General features: G+C 59.6%; 15 protein-coding genes. 9 read left to right on the top strand and 6 right to left on the bottom strand.

Annotated features, from left to right (window positions below; translation table 11 throughout):
- Positions 1 to 73: 73 nt before the first annotated feature.
- On the top strand, positions 74 to 307 hold the full coding sequence (locus tag CFII64_RS27380; RefSeq protein WP_020294128.1) for a hypothetical protein: 234 nt from the start codon (positions 74 to 76) through the stop codon (positions 305 to 307).
- 6 nt (positions 308 to 313) lie between these two features.
- On the opposite strand, the gene sulA is transcribed toward CFII64_RS27380, so the two are convergent.
- Together sulA and lexA are read right to left on the bottom strand one after the other, a co-directional pair.
- Positions 314 to 784: an SOS-induced cell division inhibitor SulA gene (sulA, locus tag CFII64_RS27375; protein WP_020294127.1), complete on the bottom strand. Its 471-nt coding sequence runs from the start codon at positions 782 to 784 to the stop codon at positions 314 to 316.
- Positions 785 to 793: 9 nt separating this feature from the next.
- On the bottom strand, positions 794 to 1,402 hold the full coding sequence (gene lexA, locus CFII64_RS27370) for a transcriptional repressor LexA (protein ID WP_020294126.1): 609 nt from the start codon (positions 1,400 to 1,402) through the stop codon (positions 794 to 796).
- Positions 1,403 to 1,664: 262 nt separating this feature from the next.
- Between lexA and psrA the strand changes: the two genes are divergently transcribed.
- The 3 genes from psrA to CFII64_RS27355 all read left to right on the top strand — a co-directional run bounded on the left by psrA (position 1,665) and on the right by CFII64_RS27355 (position 4,216).
- Positions 1,665 to 2,381 (top strand): transcriptional regulator PsrA, encoded by a 717-nt coding sequence (gene psrA / locus CFII64_RS27365; RefSeq protein WP_020294125.1) that lies wholly within the window; start codon positions 1,665 to 1,667, stop codon positions 2,379 to 2,381.
- Positions 2,382 to 2,467: 86 nt separating this feature from the next.
- Entirely contained in the window at positions 2,468 to 3,466 is a 999-nt protein-coding gene (gene nagZ / locus CFII64_RS27360; RefSeq protein ID WP_177325460.1) for a beta-N-acetylhexosaminidase, read from the top strand.
- Positions 3,467 to 3,475: 9 nt separating this feature from the next.
- Entirely contained in the window at positions 3,476 to 4,216 is a 741-nt protein-coding gene (locus CFII64_RS27355; RefSeq protein ID WP_020294123.1) for an S-methyl-5'-thioinosine phosphorylase, read from the top strand.
- Between the two features lie 106 nt (positions 4,217 to 4,322).
- On the opposite strand, the gene CFII64_RS27350 is transcribed toward CFII64_RS27355, so the two are convergent.
- The 3 genes from CFII64_RS27350 to mfd form a co-directional block, all read right to left on the bottom strand.
- Positions 4,323 to 7,064: a DEAD/DEAH box helicase gene (locus tag CFII64_RS27350; protein ID WP_020294122.1), complete on the bottom strand. Its 2,742-nt coding sequence runs from the start codon at positions 7,062 to 7,064 to the stop codon at positions 4,323 to 4,325.
- A 68-nt stretch (positions 7,065 to 7,132) separates the two neighbouring features.
- Positions 7,133 to 7,654: a CsiV family protein gene (locus tag CFII64_RS27345; protein ID WP_020294121.1), complete on the bottom strand. Its 522-nt coding sequence runs from the start codon at positions 7,652 to 7,654 to the stop codon at positions 7,133 to 7,135.
- Positions 7,655 to 7,665: 11 nt separating this feature from the next.
- Positions 7,666 to 11,118 (bottom strand): transcription-repair coupling factor, encoded by a 3,453-nt coding sequence (mfd, locus tag CFII64_RS27340; protein WP_020294120.1) that lies wholly within the window; start codon positions 11,116 to 11,118, stop codon positions 7,666 to 7,668.
- Positions 11,119 to 11,287: 169 nt separating this feature from the next.
- On the opposite strand from mfd, the gene CFII64_RS27335 reads away from it, so the two are divergent.
- Complete coding sequence (locus CFII64_RS27335; RefSeq protein ID WP_044901747.1) at positions 11,288 to 12,751, top strand: glyceraldehyde-3-phosphate dehydrogenase; 1,464 nt, start codon at positions 11,288 to 11,290, stop codon at positions 12,749 to 12,751.
- A gap of 127 nt (positions 12,752 to 12,878) precedes the next feature.
- Here the strand turns inward: CFII64_RS27335 and CFII64_RS27330 are convergent, their stop codons facing one another.
- Positions 12,879 to 14,171, bottom strand: a complete 1,293-nt coding sequence (locus tag CFII64_RS27330; protein WP_020294118.1) for an MFS transporter — start codon at positions 14,169 to 14,171, stop codon at positions 12,879 to 12,881.
- Between the two features lie 258 nt (positions 14,172 to 14,429).
- Here CFII64_RS27330 and CFII64_RS27325 point away from each other — a divergent pair, with 258 nt between their 5' ends.
- The 4 genes from CFII64_RS27325 to sthA all read left to right on the top strand — a co-directional run bounded on the left by CFII64_RS27325 (position 14,430) and on the right by sthA (position 21,676).
- Entirely contained in the window at positions 14,430 to 18,317 is a 3,888-nt protein-coding gene (locus CFII64_RS27325; RefSeq protein WP_044901746.1) for a dermonecrotic toxin domain-containing protein, read from the top strand.
- 43 nt (positions 18,318 to 18,360) lie between these two features.
- Positions 18,361 to 18,981 (top strand): hypothetical protein, encoded by a 621-nt coding sequence (locus tag CFII64_RS27320; protein ID WP_044901745.1) that lies wholly within the window; start codon positions 18,361 to 18,363, stop codon positions 18,979 to 18,981.
- Positions 18,982 to 19,073: 92 nt separating this feature from the next.
- The gene (locus CFII64_RS27315) at positions 19,074 to 20,159 is read left to right on the top strand and encodes an FAD:protein FMN transferase (protein WP_020294117.1); all 1,086 of its coding nucleotides are present in this window, start codon (positions 19,074 to 19,076) and stop codon (positions 20,157 to 20,159) included.
- Between the two features lie 122 nt (positions 20,160 to 20,281).
- Complete coding sequence (sthA, locus tag CFII64_RS27310) at positions 20,282 to 21,676, top strand: Si-specific NAD(P)(+) transhydrogenase (protein WP_020294116.1); 1,395 nt, start codon at positions 20,282 to 20,284, stop codon at positions 21,674 to 21,676.
- Positions 21,677 to 21,712 lie beyond the last annotated feature (36 nt).

Below are 21,712 nucleotides of genomic sequence, written 5' to 3'. Positions count from 1 at the left end.
AACGCAATGATGGATGGGCTAGGGCCTGAGTCGACTGGCTGCTACAATGCCGGCCTTTCGTGGAGTATTGCTGATGCCTACATCATTTTTGGAAATTGTCGAACTGCCTGATGGCCGTATCGAGCTTCGTCGTGCCGAAGACGAGGGCTCATTGGTGACCTTGAATTTTTCCGAGGACGCCAAGGCCTTTCTGCAAGGTCAACACGTTGAAGTCGCCAAAGCGATGTTGAGCGTTGGGGTCCAGATGGCCGGTCGCATGGCTGAAGGCGAGCTTGAAAAAGACGCCGGTCCCCGCGTACTCCATTGATCCGCTTCAGCCAAGGCGGATGTTCAAGCTTTGCGCATCTCCAATCCTTGCCGCGCCAATCAACTGTTGACGCGCTGCTGCATTGATCGGATTGATCCAGCTGACTACCGTGTGACTGCGCCCCAGGCGCAGAGCTTCGCGCGTCAACTCCAGTGCACTTTGTGTACCCCGTGGTTGCAGCAACAGAATACGCTCGCGATTGAGCCCGGCATCTCGTAGCCAGGTTTGCGTCAGGCTCGAGGGCGGTGCGATCAACGTGAGCCAGCGGGCGTCCTTGTCCTCGCTGAGTTCCCGCAGAATCGGTGCCAGAAGACTCAAGCAGTTCCCGGCAGCGCCGCGCAATGACAATTCGCTGAAGACTTCTGGCTCATTGTTCCAGCTGGTTTCAACCGGAGCCTGGAGCATCGGGGCAATAGGCTGCGCCATGAATGCCTCGAACAGCGGCAATTGCGCATGCGGTGTTTGGGTGAACTGCATAGTGTCTCCTTAACGGCGAATCACGCCGACGCTCAAGCCTTCGATAACCAGATCCTGATCTTTGAGGTTCACTTCGATCGGGGCGAAATCCGGGTTTTCAGCGATCAGCCAGACCTTGCTGCCTTCACGCTTGAAGCGCTTCACTGTGACTTCATCACCAATGCGGGCCACAACGATCTGGCCATTGCGGGCCTCGCGCGTCGTGTGCACGGCGATCAGATCGCCATCGAGAATGCCGACGTCTTTCATGCTCATGCCATGCACCCTTAACAGGTAATCGGCACTGGGATGGAAAAACGCAGGGTTGATGTTGCAGGATTCTTCAATATGCTGCTGGGCAAGGATCGGCGCACCGGCGGCAACCCGGCCGATGATCGGCAGGCTGCTCTCGTCAGCCTTGGCCTCGAAGCCCGGAATACGGATGCCCCGGGAAGCGCCCGGCGTCATTTCGATAGCGCCTTTGCGAGCAAGGGCCTTCAAGTGTTCTTCTGCAGCGTTGGGTGATTTGAAACCCAGCTCCTGGGCGATTTCCGCACGGGTAGGCGGATAACCGTTGTCTTCAAGGCAACGTTTGATGAAACCCAGAATCTCTGCTTGGCGTGGCGTCAGTTTGATCATGTTGAGCGCTCTGTCTTTTTATACAGTGACTGGGATTATATACAGTGATTGCGTCTTGGCAATCGTCCTTTTTGTTTCCGCTGCCAGGCGGTACTCGGGACGGGTGAATTTGAGGTCTGCAAGCGGTCGTCAGCTAATGCCTACAGGGGCCGGTCGATATGATTAAATACGTGACCGTACAGGCAGAAAGTGAACGGCCAGACTTGACAAGTAGTCGGTGTAATACGTATGTTTCAAACAAGTGTTTGTCAGGCAGGAAACCATGGCCCAGTCGGAAACAGTTGAACGCATTCTCGATGCTGCCGAGCAGTTATTCGCGGAAAAAGGTTTTGCCGAAACATCGTTGCGGCTGATTACCAGTAAGGCATCGGTGAATCTGGCTGCGGTGAATTATCACTTTGGCTCCAAGAAAGCCCTGATCCAGGCGGTATTCTCGCGCTTCCTCGGGCCGTTCTGCATCAGCCTCGATCGTGAGCTGGAGCGCCGCCAGGCCAAGCCGGAAAACAAGCCGACGCTTGAGGAACTGCTGGATATCCTCGTCGAGCAGGCGCTGGTGGTTCAGCCACGCAGCGGTAACGATCTGTCGATTTTCATGCGCTTGCTGGGTCTGGCGTTCAGTCAGAGCCAGGGCCACTTGCGACGTTATCTGGAAGACATGTACGGCAAGGTGTTCCGCCGCTACATGACGCTGGTCAACGAAGCTGCGCCGCGTATTCCCCCGATTGAACTGTTCTGGCGCGTGCATTTCATGCTTGGCGCGGCGGCGTTCAGCATGTCAGGGATCAAGGCGCTGCGTGCCATCGCCGAAACCGACTTTGGGGTCAACACGTCCATTGAACAGGTCATGCGCCTGATGGTGCCGTTTCTCGCGGCCGGCATGCGCGCCGAAACCGGTGTCAGCGACGCGGCGATGATCTCGGCACAGCTCAAACCGCGCACCAAAAGCAGCGCAAGCATTCCGGTCACGGCCAAAGCCTGACCGCTCGCGCGTTGCGCCAGGCCCGATGATCAAGCACCATTGCCCGGATTGGATCTAGGCAATGGTGTTTTCATATGAGTTACGGCCTGCAAGGCTCTTTGATGGTGGATGTCGCCGGCACGTGGTTGACCGCCGAGGATCGCCAGTTTCTGCGTCAGCCCGAAGTGGGCGGCCTGATCATTTTTGCTCGCAACATTGAACACCCACGTCAGGTACGGGAGCTGAGCGCAGCGATTCGCGCGGTTCGCCCGGACCTGTTGCTGGCCGTCGATCAAGAAGGCGGGCGCGTGCAGCGCCTGCGTCAGGGGTTCGTGCGTTTGCCGGCCATGCGCGCCATTGCCGACAATCCGAACGCGGAAACCCTCGCCGAACACTGCGGCTGGTTGATGGCCACCGAAGTCCTCGCGGTGGGCCTGGATCTGAGTTTCGCCCCGGTGCTGGACCTGGATTATCAGCGCAGTGCCGTGGTTGGCAGCCGTGCGTTCGAGGGTGACCCCGAGCGGGCCGCGTTGCTCGCCGGAGCATTTATTCGTGGCATGAACGCTGCGGGAATGGCCGCCACCGGCAAGCATTTCCCCGGTCACGGTTGGGCCGAAGCCGATTCCCACGTGGCGATTCCCACCGACGAGCGCAGTCTTGAACAGATTCGCGCCAATGATCTGGTGCCCTTCGCGCGCCTGAGCAAGCAATTGGCAGCGGTGATGCCAGCGCATGTGATCTATCCCAAGGTTGATCCGCAACCCGCAGGTTTTTCCCGCCGTTGGTTGCAGGACATTCTGCGCGGCGAGCTGCAGTTTGATGGGGTGATCTTCAGCGATGACCTGTCCATGGCGGGCGCGCATGTGGTGGGCGACGCGGCCAGCCGTATCGAAGCGGCATTGAGCGCCGGTTGCGACATGGGGCTGGTGTGCAATGACCGTGCGGCTGCCGAGCTGGCGCTCACTGCGGCACAACGGCTGAAGGTCAAGCCTTCGCCGCGTATCGCCCGCATGCGCGGCCAGGCATACGCCAGTACCGAATACCGTCAACATCCGCGCTGGCTGGCGGCGCTCGAAGCGCTGCGGGCTGCGCAACTGATCGACTAAGGATTACTCATGACTGTTTACGCGATTATCGGCGGCACCGGCCTGACGCAGTTGGAGGGCCTGAGCATCCGTCAGTCCCTGCCGATGAACACTCCTTATGGCGCGCCTTCCGGGGAAATCCAGATCGGCGACTATGCCGGTCGCGAAGTGATGTTTCTGGCGCGTCACGGGCATCCGCACCGTTTTCCGCCGCATCAGGTGAACTACCGGGCCAATATCTGGGCCTTGAAGCAGGCGGGTGCCGAGGCGATTCTGGCGGTCAATGCAGTGGGCGGGATTCATCCGGCCATGGGCACTGGCCATTTCTGCGTTCCCCATGATCTGGTGGACTACACCAGCGGCCGCGAGCACACCTATTTCGCGGATGATCTGGAGCAGGTGACGCACATCGATTTCAGCTACCCGTACAGCGAAGCGTTGCGTGCCCGTTTGATCGCAGCGCTGGCGGCGGAAGGTTGCGAGTTCAGTGAGCGCGGGGTTTACGCCTGCACCCAAGGACCGCGTCTGGAAACCGTGGCCGAGATCGTGCGTCTTGAGCGTGATGGCTGCGACATCGTCGGCATGACCGGCATGCCGGAAGCGGCACTGGCTCGTGAGCTGGAACTGGAATATGCCTGTCTGGCGCTGGTGGTCAATCCGGCAGCTGGCAAGTCTTCGGCGGTAATCACCATGGCCGAGATCGAGCAGGCCTTGCACGATGGAATGGGCAAGGTGAAGGCGACCCTGGCGCGGGTTTTGGGTGCAGTCTGACTAAAACCTTTAGGAGCGAGGCTTGCCCGCGAACCGGTATCACAGTCGACATGTGTATTGTCTGACCTGATGCTTCGCGGGCAAGCCTCGCTCCAACGGGGTTTGCTTAACGCTTGACCTTCTTCGCCGGTAACGGCAGCGGCGCGAACAGTGCCGCGATGTCCTCGCTTTGCAGCTTCCAGTCGCCGGTCATCCGACCATCCAGAACACCCGCTGCCAGCGCTGATTTTTCCTGCTGCAAGCGCTGGATTTTCTCTTCGACGGTTCCCCGGGCAATCATCTTGTAGACGAACACCGGCTTGTCCTGACCGATGCGATACGCGCGGTCGGTGGCCTGGTTTTCCGCCGCCGGGTTCCACCAGGGGTCGTAATGAATCACGGTGTCAGCCGCGGTCAAATTCAGACCGGTGCCGCCGGCTTTCAAACTGATCAGGAAGATCGGCAACTTGCCGGCCTGGAAGGCCTGCACTGGCGTGCGCCGATCACGGGTCGCACCGGTCAGCAACGCATATTCGATACCGCGCTGCTTGAGTTCGGCTTCAATCAGCGTGAGCATCGAGGTGAATTGCGAGAACAGCAGGATCTTGCGACCTTCGGCCAGCAGCTCTTCAAACATTTCCATCAGGCTGTGCAGCTTGGCTGAACTGCCGTGGCGCGGATTTGCCTGTTCGCTGTTGACCAGACGCAGGTCGCAGCACACCTGACGCAGCTTGAGCAGCGCCTCGAGGATGATGATCTGGCTGCGTGCCACGCCTTTGCGGGTGATTTCGTCGCGGACTTTCTTGTCCATGGCCAGACGCACGGTTTCGTACACGTCGCGCTGGGCGTCGTTGAGTTCGACCCAGTGGATGATTTCGGTTTTCGGCGGCAGTTCGGTGGCTACCTGTTCCTTGGTGCGGCGCAGCAGGAACGGCTTGATGCGCGCATTCAGGTGCTGCAGGCGGTCCATGTTGCCGTGTTTCTCGATGGGGTTGCGGTAGTTGCTGTTGAACTCCTTGGCGCTGCCCAGCCAGCCCGGCATCAGGAAGTGGAACAGCGACCACAACTCGCCCAGGTGGTTTTCCAGCGGCGTACCGCTCAGGCACAGGCGCTGGCGGGCGTTCAATTCACGCGCAGCCTGGGCAGCCTTGCTGTTGGGGTTCTTGATGTACTGCGCTTCATCGAGAATCAATGTGTGCAGCGGCTGTTTGGCCAGGACTTCGACGTCCCGGGGCAGCAGCGCATAGGTGGTCAGGATCAAGTCGTAATTCTGCAGATTGGCAAAGTCCTGCGAGCGATTGGCGCCGTACAGTGCGAGCACCTTGAGTTGCGGCGTGAAGTTTTCCGCTTCGTCCATCCAGTTGGGGATCAGGCTGGTGGGCATCACCGCCAAAGCCGGGCGATCCAGGCGTCCGGCCTGTTTTTCCATCAGCAGGTGCGCCAGGGTCTGCAAGGTCTTGCCCAGGCCCATGTCATCGGCCAGTACGCCGCCGACCTCCAGTTCCCGCAGCGATTGCATCCAGCTCAAACCTTCGAGCTGATAGGGTCGCAACGTGGCGTTCAGGTCTTGCGGCACCACCACGGGTGCGTCCTTGATATTGGCCAGCCGGTCGGCGAACCGGCGCAGGCGGTCGCCGCCTTGCCAGCTCAGCGGCAAATCTTCGAGTTCACCGAGGCGCGTCGCGTCGGCGTTGTTCATGCGCAACGCGTTGTTGCCTTCGTCGCGCCAGTAGAAATCACCGAGGGTAGCCAGCACCGGCTTGAGGCGGCCGTAGGGCAGGGCGATCTGGATCGGGCCGCCGCCGCGCTGGGTGAAGTGGTTGATCTGCACCAGCAGTTGCTCGTCGTCAGCGCGCTTGGCGATGCCGGCTGCGCTCATCAATTCCGGATGGGTGCGAATCAGGTTGATCAGGATCGGCAGCAGGCTCAGGCGCTCGCCATTGACGATGATGCCCAGTTCCAGATCAAACCAGTCACGTTCGGCTTCTTCGTCGATGACCGCGTACCAGTCATCGACGGGGGTGACGTCGAAGGCGAACTCATCAGTGATCTCGATATCCCAGCCTTGTTCTTCGAGGCGGGGCAAATCCTTGAGCACGAAATTCAGCCAGGCCTTGTCGTTGGGCAGTTCGAACATGTCGCCGGCGGTTTCGGGCAGCGCCTTGCTCTGCCGGGTGGCGACCCTGAAACCCATGTCCTGCAGAACCTGGCGCTGCTGACGCTCCAGTTCGCCCTGACGGCGAATGCGCAGGGTTTCAGTCGCATGATGCTCGATGATGTCGCTTTTCTGGTTAACCAGATCGCTGCCCAGGGAGCTGACCAGAATGCTGACATTGGCCGTACCAATGGCGAAGTGCTCGCCGTAACCGAACGCCAGCGCCGCACGATGCTGAATATGGCGCTGCATGCGACCGTTACGCGGTTCGTAGGCGCTGTATTCGATACTCGCCAGGATCAGCCGTGGCTTGGGCTTGATGGTGTCGATCAGCCGTTCGGGCAACGCGGGTTTAGGCTCGACCCGAGGCGGCGCCTCGCGTCGGGATTCGTTCAGCACCGCCAGGATCGACGGTTGATTCGTCGGGTCTTGCAGGTAGTACAAGGCCGCTGCGCAATGTTTGCAGTTTTCCCGCACCGGGCAGGTGCATTTGCAGATCAGGGTGTTCTTGAAACGGCCTGGATCCTTGAACATCAACGTCTGGTGATAGATCTCCAGACCGGAGCCCCGGCACGCGGTGCGCACCAGGTCAGGATTGAGTTCTTCAAGGATGATGCGTTGTTCCAGGGCGTAGTTGAGCCCCCGCTCAAGAGTCTTGTCGGTAAAGTTGTCTGTCCACGCCAGGGCGAGGACTTTTTCGAGATTGGACGACACAGTTCTGGACAGCCTACGCCGTAGCGATGCTCAAAAGGGCAAGGAACGCGCTATGCGCTCCTTGATGGTTACAGGGGTGAAATCTTGATCAGCATGGCCAGACTTCCGTAGTCCATGTAGATCAATTCCCCGTTTTTTACCCGGGTTGTCTGTTTCATGCGTTCGCTGCTGAGCAGGACGCCCTGGCTATCGAGCTGGTTGACCCAGAAGTCTGCCGCGATGTCGGTGAAGCGCGCAATGCCGATGCTGAGGGTGCCTTCGATCGGGAAATGCCCCAACTGTTCCTGGCCGCTGCTGATCGCCATCTTGCCGGGCTCGGCCGTCAGATTCTGGCTCCAGGCCCGGTGCAGCAGCACTTTATAGGTGCCACTGGCTTCAAGCTTGCCGGCCAGATCGCTCAAGGCAACGCTGCGCTCGTTTTGCGCGTCGATCCTTTGCGCGTCGGCGGCCCAGCCTTCGGGCGCGAACTGACGCGTCGCGGCCGGTTCGCCCAACTGGCGGAACAGGATCATCTCGACCTGATAGCTGCCATCGGCAAAAGCTGTTGGCGCAAACAGCGTCAGCAGCAGGAGTGAACGAAACACACGCATGGATGAATCCTTCAAGCAGTTTTCGGGGTCAGGCGCTCGAACAGCGCCTCAATCGTGTTGAAACGCTCTTCCGGGCGTTCCATCGGCACCATGAATTTGAACATCGTGGCGCCTTCGAATTTGTAACGGTTGGGTTGCCCCTGAATCAGCTTGATCAGCGTCAGCGGGTCCACGGATGTGTCGGCCGCGAACTCGATTCGCCCACCCTGCGGTCCGCCATCGACCTTCTTGATGCCCAGCTGCTCGGCCTGCAATTTAAGCAACGTGATGCGCACCAGATTCTTGGTCGGCTCCGGCAACAGCCCGAAACGGTCGATCATCTCCACCTGCAAATCCTTGAGGCTGTCCTCGTCGGCGGCATTGGCGATGCGCTTGTAGAGGATCAGCCGCGTGTGGACATCCGGCAGATAGGCTTCGGGAATCAACGCCGGCAGACGCAGGTTGATTTCCGGCCCGCCACCCAGCGGTTGATCCAGATTGGGCTGCTCGCCCTTGCGAATCGACTTGACCGCCCGCTCGAGCATTTCCATGTACAGCGTAAAACCTACCGCCTGGATCTGGCCGCTCTGGCCATCGCCGAGCAGCTCGCCCGCGCCGCGAATTTCAAGGTCGTTGGTGGCCAGCACGAAACCGGCCCCGAGGTCTTGGGTGTTGGCGATGGCTTCCAGACGCTTTTCGGCGTCCGGGGTGATCTGTTTGCGCGGCGGCGTCAGCAGGTAAGCATACGCCTGGTGGTGGCTGCGACCTACGCGGCCGCGCAACTGATGCAGCTGCGCCAGACCGAATTTGTCGGCGCGCTCGATGATGATGGTGTTGGCGCTGGGCACGTCGATGCCGGTTTCGATGATGGTCGAGGCGATCAGCACGTTGAAACGCTTGTGATAGAAGTCGCTCATCACCTGTTCGAGATCACGCTCGCGCATCTGGCCGTGGCCGATGCCGATACGGGCTTCCGGCACCAGTTCCGCGAGATCTGCCGCACATTTCTCGATGGTTTTCACATCGTTGTGCAGGTAATAGACCTGACCGCCGCGCAACAGCTCGCGCAGTAAGGCTTCCTTGACCGTGGGCTTGTTGTGCTCCATGACGAAGGTGCGTACCGACAGACGTCGCGCCGGCGGCGTGGCAATGATCGACAGATCGCGCATGCCCGAGACCGCCATGTTCAGCGTGCGCGGAATCGGCGTCGCGGTCAGTGTCAGGATGTCGACTTCGCTGCGCAGGGCTTTGAGCTGTTCTTTCTGGCGCACCCCGAAACGGTGTTCTTCGTCAATGATCACCAGGCCGAGATTCTTGATCTTGACGTCGTCCTGCAGCAGTTTGTGGGTGCCGATGACGATATCGATCTTGCCTTCAGCGAGGTCGGCCACTGCGGCACTGACCTCTTTGGCGGACTTGAAGCGGCTCATGACTTCCACGCTCACCGGCCAGTCGGCGAAGCGGTCGCGGAAGCTGTTGTAATGCTGCTGGGCGAGCAGGGTGGTCGGCACCAGGATTGCCACTTGACGTCCGCCGTGCACGGCAATGAATGCGGCGCGCATCGCCACTTCGGTCTTGCCGAAGCCAACGTCGCCACAGACCAGGCGATCCATGGGCTTGGGCGCCAGCATGTCGGCGCGTACTGCGTCGATGGTGGTTTGCTGGTCCGGCGTTTCTTCGAACGGGAAGCCCGCGCTGAACGTCGCGTAGTCGGCTTTCGGGTCTTCAAAGGCATAACCTTCGCGAGCCGCGCGGCGGGCGTAGATATCCAGCAACTCCGCTGCCACGTCGCGCACCTGTTCGGCGGCCTTGCGCTTGGCTTTCTGCCAGGTTTCCGAGCCCAGGCGGTGCAACGGCGCCAGGGCGTCATCGCTGCCGGTGTAGCGGGCGATCAGGTGCAGGTTGGCCACCGGAACGTAGAGCTTGGCGTCCTCGGCATAAGCCAGCATCAGGAATTCCGCGACCTGATTCTCGACCTCCAGAGTCGCCAGCCCGAGGTAGCGACCGACACCGTGATCGATATGCACCACCGGCGCGCCTTCGCGCAGCTCGGTGAGGTTTTTGATCACCGCATCGTTGTTGCCGCCATCGGTGCGTTTTTCCCGGCGGCGACGTTGCATGACGCGCTGGCCGAACAACGGGCTTTCGGCGATCAGCGCCAGTGCCGGTTGTTCGAGGATCAGCCCTTCATCCAGCGGCGCGATGGTGATCGACAGGCGTTCCTTGCTGTCGACGAAGTCATTCCAGCTGTCCACGGTTTTCGGGCGCAGCTTCAGACGTTCCAGCAATTCAAGCAGGACTTCCCGGCGTCCGGCAGACTCGGCGGTGAACAAGACGCGGCCGGGGAATTCATCGAGGAAATTCGCCAGGGCGGCCAATGGCTGGTTGGCCTTGGCTTCGATGGCCAGATCCGGCAACTGCTGCGCCGGGAAGCGTTCGCGCCCCGTGCCGGCGTCGACATCCTGCTGGCTGGCAACCACCCGCGGCCAGTTTTTCAGGCGCGCAAAACAGTCTTCAACCGGCAGGAATAACTCTGCCGGAGGTAATAAAGGACGTTCCGGATCGACACGACGCTCTTCGTAGCGGCCGCGCACGTCGTTCCAGAAGTTTTCCGCCGCCTGCTCGATGCCCGGCAGCGAGAACACCTGAGTGTCCTGGGGCAGGTAATCGAACAAGGTCGACGTTTCTTCGAAAAACAGTGGCAGGTAATACTCGATACCGGCCGGAGTGATGCCGCTGCTCAAATCCTGAAAGATCGGGCAACGTCGGAAGTCCACGTCGAAGCGTTCGCGAAAACGCGCCTTGAAGCGGGTGACTTCTTCTTTTTGCAGCGGGAATTCCCGAGCGGGCAGCAGGCGTACCGATTCAACCTTGTCGATGGAACGCTGGGTTTCCGGGTCGAAGGTGCGCAGGGTTTCGATTTCGTCGTCGAACAGATCGATCCGGTAAGGCAGCTTGCTGCCCATGGGGAACAGATCGATCAGGTTGCCGCGTACCGTGAATTCGCCGTGCTCGTACACCGTATCGACATAACGATAGCCGCTGGCCTCGAGCCGCGAGCGCATCACTTCAATGTCGAGCTTCTGGCCGATATCCAGCACCAGGCTGCTGCCCAGCAGGAATTTGGTCGGCGCCAGACGGTGTAGGGCGGTGGTGATCGGCACTACCAAAACGCCATGTTCCAGCTCGGGCAAACGATAGAGGCTGGCGATGCGCTGGGAAATGATGTCCTGGTGCGGCGAGAACAAATCGTAGGGCAGCGTTTCCCAATCCGGGAAATGCAGGACCGGAAGGCTCGGCGCGAAGAACTTCAGCTCCTGCTCCAGCCGCTCGGCGCTCTGGCTGTCGGCGGTCAAAAGCAGGGTAAAGCGCTTGGCGGCGCTGGCAGCCTCGGCAATCGCCAGGCTCAGGGCGGCACCGGGAAGATTGCCCCAGTGTTGTTTGCCTGCAGCAGCAGGAAGAAGCGGTAGGCGCAGAACGGGCACGGAAGATAGAGCTCCAAGCGTTGCGACGGGGCGGCGATTGTAACTAACGCGGGTATCGGTTGTCTGTTTTACGAGAGCCGGAAAAATGTAGTGCCGTGCAATCTGATAGCCGTGCATTGCTCATAAACAAAGGCGGCGGCATAATGTAGCCCCTTTTTTCAGCCCCTACATGTGGAAGGTTCCCGTGACTCAGAAGCCCGACCAGTGTCTTGGTGAATGGATCGATCGTGAAGCCCTAGCCGAAGCGATGATCCCGCTAATCGGTCAGCTCTACCGCAATAACAATGTGGTGAGCTCGATCTATGGCCGCAGTCTGATCAACCGTTCAGTGATCGCGATACTCAAAGCCCACCGCTTTGCCCGTCATCGCCAGTCCGATGCGAGTGAGTTGTCCGTACACGAGACTTTCCCGCTCATCAAGGCGATGAGCGAGCTTAAACTGGGTGCCGCTTCGGTGGACCTGGGCAAGCTGGCCGTGAAGTTCAAAACCGAAGGCAACGGCCGAACTGCCGAGCAGTTCGTGCGTGAAGAGTTGGCCGATGTGGTGGGTCAGCAAAACTCCAACAGCCGCAAAGGCACCGACGTTGTGCTGTACGGTTTTGGTCGGATCGGTCGCCTGCTGGCGCGGATCCTGATCGAGAAAACCGGTGGTGGCGACGGCTTGCGTCTGCGTGCAATCGTCGTCCGTAAAGGCGCCGACAACGATCTGGTCAAGCGTGCCAGCCTGTTGCGTCGTGACTCGGTGCATGGCCCGTTCGATGGCACCATTACCATCGACGAAGCCAATAACACCATCACCGCCAATGGCAACCTGATCAAGGTTATCTACGCCAAGAACCCGACTGAGGTGGATTACACCCAGTACGGCATTCAAAACGCATTGCTGGTGGACAACACCGGCGTATGGCGTGATGCCGAAGGCCTGGGCCAGCACCTTTCCTGCCCTGGCATCGACCGTGTGGTTCTGACCGCGCCGGGTAAAGGCAAGCTGAAGAACATCGTGCATGGTATCAACCATGGCGAAATCACTGCCGATGACAAGATTGTCTCCGCCGCTTCCTGCACCACCAACGCCATCGTGCCGGTGCTTAAAGCAGTGAACGACAAGTTCGGCATCGTCAACGGTCACGTCGAAACGGTTCACTCGTACACCAACGACCAGAACCTGATCGACAACTTCCACAAAGGCGATCGCCGTGGTCGTAGCGCCGCGCTGAACATGGTTATCACTGAAACCGGTGCTGCCACTGCTGCCGCCAAGGCGCTGCCGGAACTGGCTGGCAAACTGACCGGCAACGCTATTCGTGTGCCGACGCCGAACGTTTCCATGGCGATTCTCAACCTCAACCTTGAGAAGTCGACGACCCGCGAAGAGATCAACGAGTACCTGCGCTACATGGCATTGCACTCGGACCTGCACAAGCAGATCGATTTCGTCAATTCGCAGGAAGTGGTGTCCACTGACTTCGTTGGCTCGCGTCACGCCGGTGTCGTCGACGCTGAAGCGACCATCGCCAACGATAACCGGGTTGTCCTGTACGTCTGGTACGACAACGAATTCGGTTACAGCTGTCAGGTGGTTCGTGTGATGGAAGACATGGCGGGCGTCAACCCACCAGCGTTTCCGAAGTAAGAGCAGGCGAGCAGCTTCGAGCGCTGAGCTTGACGCGGCAAGTTGAATAAAAACGCCCCGACCGGGTTTCCGGTATTCGGTATAAGGGGCTTCTGTTGGAGCAGGGCAAGCCTCCAACGGAGACGGATTACCCGACAGCCACAGCCTCTGGCGCTTCGAGCTTCTGCCCGCCCTTGCGGAACAGCACAAGCGTCGCCACCAGACCCAGGATCGCCGCGCCGGTGAGCCAGATACCCGGTGCTGCCTTGTTGTCCAGCACATGAATCAAGTACGTACAGGCCGCCGGGGTAAAGCCGCCGAAGGTTGCCGTCGCCAGGCTATAGGCCAGGGAGAAACCGGTGGTGCGCACGGCGACCGGCATGATTTCAGTCAGCGCCACGACCATCGCGCCGTTGTACGAACCGTAAAGAAACGACAACCACAACTCGACCATCAACAGATTGCCGAAGCTTGGATGGGCGACCAGCCATGACAGAGCAGGGTAGGCCGTGGCAATCGCGAGAACGGTTGCGCCGACCAGCAGCGGCTTGCGGCCGATACGATCCGAAAACGCGCCCATCACCGGCAGCCAGATGAAGTTCGAGATACCGACACAGACGGTGACGATCAAGCTGTCGAGGTCGGACAGGTGCAGCTCGTTTTTGCCGAACGTCGGCGTGTAGGCCGTGATCAGGTAGAACGAAACCGTGGTCATGATCACCAGCGCCATGCCGCCGAGCACCAGCCCGAAGTTCTGGCCGATGGAGCGTACGACTTCGCCCAGGGTAGGGCGATGAGTGCGGGCCTGGAATTCCGGGGTTTCTTCCATCGAACGGCGGATCACGAAAATCACCGGCACGATCAGGCAGCCGATCAGGAACGGCACACGCCAGCCCCATTCACCCATTTGTTCAGGGCTTAGCCAGTGATTCAGACCCACGCCCAGCAGGCCGGCGAACACGACTGCCGCCTGCTGGCTTGCGGACTGCCAGCTGACGAAAAAGCCTTTGCGGCCCGGCGTGGAAATTTCCGCCAGATACACCGAAACACCGCCCAGTTCGACGCCAGCGGAAAAGCCTTGCAGCAAACGGCCCAACAGGACCAGCAGAGGTGCCGCGACGCCGAGGGTTGCGTAACCCGGCACACAGGCAATCAGTACCGTGCCCATGGCCATCATCGCCAGGGTGACGACCAAGCCTTTCTTGCGGCCGTGGCGGTCGATGTAGGCGCCGAGAAAGATGGCCCCCAGCGGACGCATGAGGAAGCCGGCACCAAAGGTTGCCAGCGAAAGCATCAGGGAGGCGAACGCACTGTCGGTCGGGAAGAAGGTCTTGGCGATGGCCGTGGCGTAAAAGCCGTAGACCATGAAGTCGAACATTTCAAGGAAGTTGCCGCTGACAACGCGAAAAATCGCTTTGCCCTTGCCTGTTGTGGAGGCCATTTGAATTACTCGCTTAGGCTTTTTATCTATGGGGTCCGTTGTAGTTATGTCCTGTTTGCACCGGCCAAGGCTCCTGCCTGCACGCGAAGCATATTTGTAACAATATGTGTAATGACCTTCAATGACAACCTTCTGCCATTCATCGTGCAGTGCAAAACAAGCGTGGCTTGCCCTCGTAAAACGGTATTTGTTTAACGCCTGCCGCATTCGCCAATGGTTTTAGCTTCAGTCAATTGCCACGACTCAAGCTGGAATCCCATGACTATTGCCTTAGATGTTGCCGAACAATTTGCCACCCGCCCCACGCTGCGCAGCGTCGTTACCGCTGCCTTGATGGACGGATTGCGCGAGCTGTATCCGGCATTGATGATCGATCCGGAGATTGCAACCGTCGCGCATTGTGCAAAAAGCCTTACGGATTGCCTGTTGGCGCACTTCGCGGCGCAGTCATCTGCAACATGGCATCCCGACCGCACGACCCTGCTGACTCAAGCAGTGGACGCTACGCCGCTGCCGGTAGATGTTGCGCAGGTCGGCCTGTTGGTAGATCGGTTGGCGATAGGTTTGCTCGAATATTACAAACAGGCTTTGGTGGACTATTGGCACAGCTGCGCCAATGACAGCCCTGGCTGCCGCAATCGCTGGGGCTGGCTGGCGGAGCGGGTCAAGCGGCAGATCATCGAGGGGTTGGACGCAACTGTCCCGCGCCCCGCCGACTCTGAAAGCAGACAGCTACTGCGGGACATCACCCGGTTTCCGTTGAAGCTTGACCGGCAACTGACGCTGGTACGGGTGCCACCGCCTCGGGTGTGCATTGTCCAATTGCAGGTCGGGGAGCCAGCGATCGAAAGGGTACTGCTGCCGGCATTGGTGATGTTCAGTGGTGAGCGAGTGCTGGTGTATGGATTGTCCGGACGCTGCGAATCCTGGCCTTCGCTGCACGCATGGGAGCAAAGCCTGGCGCAGCTGTCGGCGATGCAGCACGCCGCCCGCGAAGTTCAGTGGACGGCCTTCGAGCCTGAGGACGATATTTTCGACGTACTCACCCAGGCGCTGCTCGAAAGCCAGCTGGTCGAGATACAGCACCTCCAGAGTGAGCCGTCTTATGAACTGGACAGCCTGGAGCCGTCACTGGCAGCGATAACCGACGTCAGTGGTTGGTTCAGGTCCGAAGAAGCCCGGGCGTATTCACCGGCGATGAGCATTGATCGTCTCCCGTCCTGGCTGAAAGCCGCATCGCAGTCTGATCGGACTGAATACAGTCGCCTGCTTACCGCGTTGGCGGTAACCCAGCAACGGGCCAACGGCGAATCCTTTGATGACGATCTGCCGCCGATCCTTGAGTTCGCTGCCACCGCATTGATGGCAGAAATCCACAAGGACCATCCTGATGCCGTGGATTTTTCAATCGCTGCTATTCAGGTACGAATCGATAAGGTCGCGGCCGAGATGGTTCCGGGGGGAGGTCAGCCATTCGCGATAGGCGGCGTTGAGCCCGTCTACATGACGGTTCCAGAGTTCGCCCTGGAAAACCTGGCGGGCTTGCCGGTCGGAAATATCACGCTCAGTCGCACCGACGCCGGTGCTTTACCAGGCTGGATGACTGTCGACTATTTGAAGCAACTCGCCACCCGCGCTGATATCGGGCAGGTTTATCCTGATTTACTTGAACGCTATCTAGTAACCGACATCGCCCAGGCGCGGCGGCGCCAACTTCTGTTCGCCGACCAGTTGCGAGTGCAGCTGCCTTTGCTGGCACTGGAGCAGAAGATCAAGGGCCAGTTGAGTTCGGCCGCCTGGCAAACAGTCGATGCCATTATGAAACCCCTCGCAACCGAACGCAGATCAGGCGCTCATGCCATCGTGTTGCGGTCATTGGCGTTAGTTCGCGCTCACGGGCAGAGCGCTGACGTCGTCGCCAACCTGTTTGTCATCGGACCCGTCGACACCACCGCCGGTCCGTATGTGCTCTACCAGCCGCTGGCTCGAACCACCCTGACCGAATTTCCCGGCTGGTCCGCGCTGTTTGCCGCGATATCTCGCCCCGGCGCCTTGCAGGACGCCATCCTGACCTGGCTGAGTGACGCTGCGCGCCCGATCTACGCCAACGGCGGGTTTGCCGAGCCGCATATTGTCCGCTTTGGCCTCGGTTTCGAATTCGCGCCGTTGGAACGTCCTCAGCCTGCGGTGCTGGCTACCGATTGGGTGAACGACGATATTTTAGGCCACCTGTTTACCTCCAATGCCCGAGCGCTGATCGAATTGGCGGATCGCAGCGCGGTGTCCAATGCGGAAAACCGCTGGATGATGCTCAAGGAAGGCGGCTGGCTGCTGCTCGGCACCCTCCTGCCGCTGGTGAGCGGCACCGTCGCTAATGCGGTGTGGCTCGGTCAATTGCTGGCAAACGTCAACCAGATACTGACCACGCCCTGTACAACCGATCCCCAGGTTCGCTCGGCAATGCTGGCCGATCTGCTGCTCAATATCTCGTTGCTGTTGCTGCATCACGGCCTGACCCTGAGCGGAGCCACGCGTTGGAAGTTGCCTGCGCCCTCGCACGGATTGGCGCGGGCGACACCTTTTGAACCGGTTGTCGTTCATCCCGCATCCGCCAGTGCGAGCAGGTTGCTGGCCGATGCGCACACCCAGCTGGATTTCTCCTGGTCGCGACCGGTCAATCGCCTCACCGAACGGCAAAACAGGCAGCTGGAACGGTTCAAGTACTGGCCTCACCCGGAGCTGGGCCAACAACTGACGAGTGGCGTCTATTCGGGGCTCTACTCCTACAACGGCATCTGGCTGGTTTGGGTCGGCACCGATTTATTCCGGGTGATTGTTGATGAAGAAGGGGTCGTGGTGGTGCGTCCCAACGATCCGTTATCCCGGGGGCCGTATCTGGTGCAGGAAGCAGATCACTGGCGTTTTGACCTTGGCTTGCGTTTGCGCGGCGGTGGCCCGAAAAAAACCCTGCGGCAGGTGGCAGAGGAAAATACGGCGAATGCGTCCCGGATCGCCACGCAAGTGGAGGCACTGGTGGCCCGGGAGCTTGTGCTGTTCGAAAAAATCGCCGGTTATCACCACCATTTGAAAACCGCAGCCGGCGAGGCCCGATCATTGTTTCTCAATCGTTGCGACAGCGAGTTGCACGAGTTGGTCGACGTGGTGGAACAGCGCCTTGCGCTGTGGAAGCAACTCAGACCGGGAGACCGGCCGTCTGAGCGGGTCGAAGCTGAAGAGCTGGAGCATCTGGTGAATCAGCTGGCGTGCTTTGAAGGTCAGCTGTTGAAGGAAAGCAGCCAGATAACCCGTGATTCCATGGCCAGGCTGAACTTGTGGACGGGCAAGGACGTCGTGGTCGCGGCCAACGTCGATGCCTATATCGAGATGTTCAAAAAGCTGCGTGCCAACCAGGAACGCGGGGTTTACTGGTCGCAAATGCATGAATTGCTCATGGCCAGGCTGCGCGCGATCCCCAAGGTCGGCGAGGAATTGTGGCGCAGCGAGGCCATGGACCCCGACAAACTCAAGCTGCTTACCAGTATGCAATGGCGAATGCAGCGCATGATGGCAACGCTGGAACTGTGCTTCAGCAAGGCGACCATGCTGGACGCTGACGAGCTGAAAATGTTGAAAGACCTGCGTATGGACAGTGCTCTGCACGGCGCGCTGGTCTCCCAGGCCGAGCTGGATAAACCCAATGAATACCTGGCGGACGAGCAGATCGCGGTGCTCGAGAATGCGTTGCGTGAGCAAGACAAGGCCCTGGATAAGGCCGGTTACGTCGAGCTGGCCGGGCTGCCCATGGAGCAGGGCGACTACTTCGAGCAGTTTCTCGAGCAGCTGCGCACGCTGCGCGAAGCCACCGAAGCGCGCCTGACCGGATTGATTCATGACAACCTCGAACCTGCTGCGACAGCGGTCGAGCGGGTGCCTCGCGTGCCGCAGGCGAACAAGAGGATCGTCCGGACTCGCGACCAGCGTGTGTTGGTCGGTCGGCTGCGCGAAGGCGCCAGCGATTCGCCTGAGCCTGTGGTTGACGTCACCAACCCGCTGACCGATGAAGTGATCACTTCCTGGCCAGCATGCCGACGGCGATTGGGTGGAAATAGAAACGGCGGCGCCTGCCAGGCCAGCGCCAGCGCCTGAACCCATCTTGCCGGTACCGGGCGAGCTGAAGAAGCGGGCCCGGATGCTGCTGGAAGGCGTCGAGGTTTCGATTGCGACAGCCCGCCAGCAATCCACACGTGCCTACGAGCCTGAAGATATCGAAGACATCCTGATGTTCAAGGCGCAAAAACTGACCGCTCTCGCGGAACAGCTGACGCAAAGCGCCAGCGATGCTCGAACGCCAGCGCCGATCACGCCGCAGTTGACCCAGACTGCGAGCGATTTGCGCGCGGCGGCCGCCCGATTGACCAGCGAAGGCCGGAATCTTCGCGTTGCCATGATCAAGAGGCAGCCGCCAACTGCCGCACGCGTCAGCTACCTGCATCGGCAAAACGAGGTCAATATTGCCCGCGTCGATGGCCGCAAGAACATGTCCGGAAGCAAGCGCGATGATTTTATTCAGGAGTACTCTTTGCGTGACCGGGACAATCAGTTGTTGTGGTGGGCGCATTTTCACTACGGCAGCGAAGATGCAGATCCCCAGTCGTACACCGGGGCCCACTTGAAGTTGCCAGACCAGCGCCTGCTCAGCTACAAGGCGTTGGTCCGTGCTGCAAAAGACAACCGCGAGGTGGTCAATATTTATCGCAGCACAATCAGCAAGGAAGTGGCGCAGCGGCTGTTTCTGGCGCTGACGCGCTGATCCGCAGTCAGGCCTTGCCCGCACTCGTGTAGGCAACGGCCCCTTCCGGGCTTTTCTCGATCTCATGTCGTTTCGTTGAACAGGGCGGTCTCTTGAACTTGCAGAAACTGGATTGGCTGCGCGCGTGTGTCTTCGGGCTTTTGTCAGTCGGCCTGGCGGGCTGTGATCCAGCAGCTGATCCACAGACGCCGGATTCTCGACTGGAAAATTTTGGCGGGCCGACCATGGGCAGCAGTTATTCGGTCAGCTACGTACGCCGGGCCGATCAGCCCGGGGTAGCCGTGCTGCAGCCGGAAGTCCAGGCGATACTCGCCGAAGTCGACCAGCAGATGTCCACCTGGCGCAGCGATTCGGACATCGAACGCTTCAACGCCTTGCCCGCCGACAGTTGCCAGGCGATGCCGGAGCCGGTTTTGCAGCTGGTCAACCTCGGCGAGCAGCTGTCACAGACGAGTGAAGGGCGCTACGACCTGACCGTCGAGCCGTTGCTGAACCTGTGGGGCTTCGGCCCGCAATCACGAACCGAACAGGTGCCGGACGCTGACCAATTGGCCCAGGCGCGACTGCGGGTCGGTTATCAACACTTGCGCATCGAGGGCCAGCGCTTGTGCAAGGATGCAGCGGTAGAAGTCGATTTCAATAGCATCGCGGCCGGCTATGCGGTTGACCGGATCAGTGCTCGAATTCAAGCCCTGGGTATCAAGGATTTTCTGGTAGAGGCGACCGGCGAGCTCAAGGCCGTGGGCAAGAAGGCTGACGGTTCGCCCTGGCTCATAGGGCTGGAACAACCCCGGGACGATCAGCGGATTGCGCAACGCGTGATTGCCCTTGATGGTTATGGGGTTTCCACCTCCGGTGACTACCGCAAGTATTTCCTGCGCGACGGCCATCGCTATTCCCACACCTTGGATGCGTTGACCGGGGCGCCGGTCGAACATGCGTTGGCGTCGGTGACGGTTATGCATCCTTCGGCGCTGATGGCTGACGGGTTGTCGACCTTGCTGCTGATTCTCGGCCCGGAGCGCGGTTGGGATTACGCCGAACAGCACCATATCGCCGCTTTTTTTGTGATTCGTGACGACAAGGGCTTTATCATTCGCAGCAATCGCGCCTTTGATCAATTGTCAGGCAATCATGAACTGCCGACAAAATTGGCTAACGACGCGACCAAGGGTTAATGTTCCCCGCCTCGGCGCAGGTTTAGACTGCGCCCCGAGTTTCGATCCTTCATGTCGCTGGCCGCGATGTGATTTAGCCAGAGATGCCAGAGTGGCAGCTCGGCCTGTTCTAAGGAGTACGCATGGCTGTCTACAACTACGACGTAGTGGTACTGGGTTCCGGCCCTGCTGGAGAAGGCGCGGCAATGAATGCCGCCAAGGCGGGGCGCAAGGTTGCGATGGTCGATAGCCGTCGGCAGGTCGGCGGCAATTGCACTCACCTGGGAACCATCCCGTCCAAGGCATTGCGTCATTCGGTCAAGCAGATCATCCACTTCAACACCAACCCGATGTTCCGGGCCATTGGCGAGCCGCGCTGGTTTTCGTTTCCGGATGTGTTGAAAAACGCCGAAATCGTCATTGCCAAGCAAGTTTCATCGCGCACCGGCTACTACGCCCGCAATCGCGTCGATGTGTTCTTCGGCACCGGCAGCTTCGCTGACGAACGCAGCATCGATGTGGTGTGCTCCAACGGCGTCGTGGAGAAACTCGTCGCCAACCAGATCATCATCGCTACCGGCTCGCGACCTTATCGCCCGGCCGATATCGACTTTTCCCACAAGCGTATCTACGACAGCGACACCATCCTCAGCCTGGGCCACACGCCACGCAAACTGATCATCTATGGCGCCGGTGTCATCGGCTGTGAATATGCCTCGATCTTCAGCGGACTGGGCGTGATGGTCGAGCTGGTGGATAACCGCGATCAGTTGCTGAGCTTCCTGGATTCGGAAATTTCCCAGGCGTTGAGTTATCACTTCAGCAACAACAACGTGATGGTTCGCCACAACGAAGAATATGAAAAGGTCGAAGGCCTGGACAACGGCGTGATCCTGCACCTCAAGTCCGGCAAGAAGATCAAGGCCGATGCCTTGCTCTGGTGTAACGGCCGTACTGGCAACACCGACAAGCTGGGCCTGGAGAACGTCGGCATCAAGGCCAATGGCCGTGGCCAGATCGAAGTCGATGACAACTATCGCACCAGCGTGCAGAACATCTATGGCGCAGGCGATGTGATTGGCTGGCCGAGCCTGGCCAGTGCTGCGTATGACCAGGGTCGTTCAGCGGCCGGCAGCGTGGTGGATAACGGCAGCTGGCGTTACGTGAACGACGTGCCCACCGGGATTTACACGATTCCGGAGATCAGCTCCATCGGCAAGAACGAACACGAGCTGACCCAGGCCAAGGTGCCGTACGAAGTAGGCAAGGCGTTCTTCAAAGGCATGGCGCGGGCGCAGATTTCCGGCGAACGGGTCGGCATGCTGAAGATTCTGTTCCACCGGGAAACCCTGGAAGTGCTGGGCGTGCATTGCTTCGGCGACCAGGCGTCAGAGATCGTCCACATTGGCCAGGCAATCATGAACCAGCCCGGCGAAGCCAACACCATGAAGTACTTCGTCAACACCACGTTCAACTACCCGACCATGGCCGAAGCCTATCGGGTCGCTGCTTATGATGGCCTCAACCGGCTTTTTTAAGCGACTCCGGCCGGTGGCCTGAGCCGGCCGGGGAGA

It is taken from the genome of Pseudomonas sp. CFII64, assembly GCF_000416235.1.
GTDB lineage: Bacteria > Pseudomonadota > Gammaproteobacteria > Pseudomonadales > Pseudomonadaceae > Aquipseudomonas.
This window is presented reverse-complemented; position numbering and strand designations above follow the sequence as displayed.

Coding starts and splice junctions, on each gene's coding strand:
- CFII64_RS27325 (WP_044901746.1), top strand. CDS start 14,430: ATGACTATTGCCTTAGATGTTGCCGAACAATTTGCCACCCGCCCCACG.
- CFII64_RS27345 (WP_020294121.1), bottom strand. CDS start 7,654: ATGCGTGTGTTTCGTTCACTCCTGCTGCTGACGCTGTTTGCGCCAACA.
- CFII64_RS27355 (WP_020294123.1), top strand. CDS start 3,476: ATGACTGTTTACGCGATTATCGGCGGCACCGGCCTGACGCAGTTGGAG.
- CFII64_RS27330 (WP_020294118.1), bottom strand. CDS start 14,171: ATGGCCTCCACAACAGGCAAGGGCAAAGCGATTTTTCGCGTTGTCAGC.
- CFII64_RS27380 (WP_020294128.1), top strand. CDS start 74: ATGCCTACATCATTTTTGGAAATTGTCGAACTGCCTGATGGCCGTATC.
- CFII64_RS27320 (WP_044901745.1), top strand. CDS start 18,361: ATGCTGCTGGAAGGCGTCGAGGTTTCGATTGCGACAGCCCGCCAGCAA.
- sulA (WP_020294127.1), bottom strand. CDS start 784: ATGCAGTTCACCCAAACACCGCATGCGCAATTGCCGCTGTTCGAGGCA.
- psrA (WP_020294125.1), top strand. CDS start 1,665: ATGGCCCAGTCGGAAACAGTTGAACGCATTCTCGATGCTGCCGAGCAG.
- sthA (WP_020294116.1), top strand. CDS start 20,282: ATGGCTGTCTACAACTACGACGTAGTGGTACTGGGTTCCGGCCCTGCT.
- lexA (WP_020294126.1), bottom strand. CDS start 1,402: ATGATCAAACTGACGCCACGCCAAGCAGAGATTCTGGGTTTCATCAAA.
- CFII64_RS27335 (WP_044901747.1), top strand. CDS start 11,288: ATGTGGAAGGTTCCCGTGACTCAGAAGCCCGACCAGTGTCTTGGTGAA.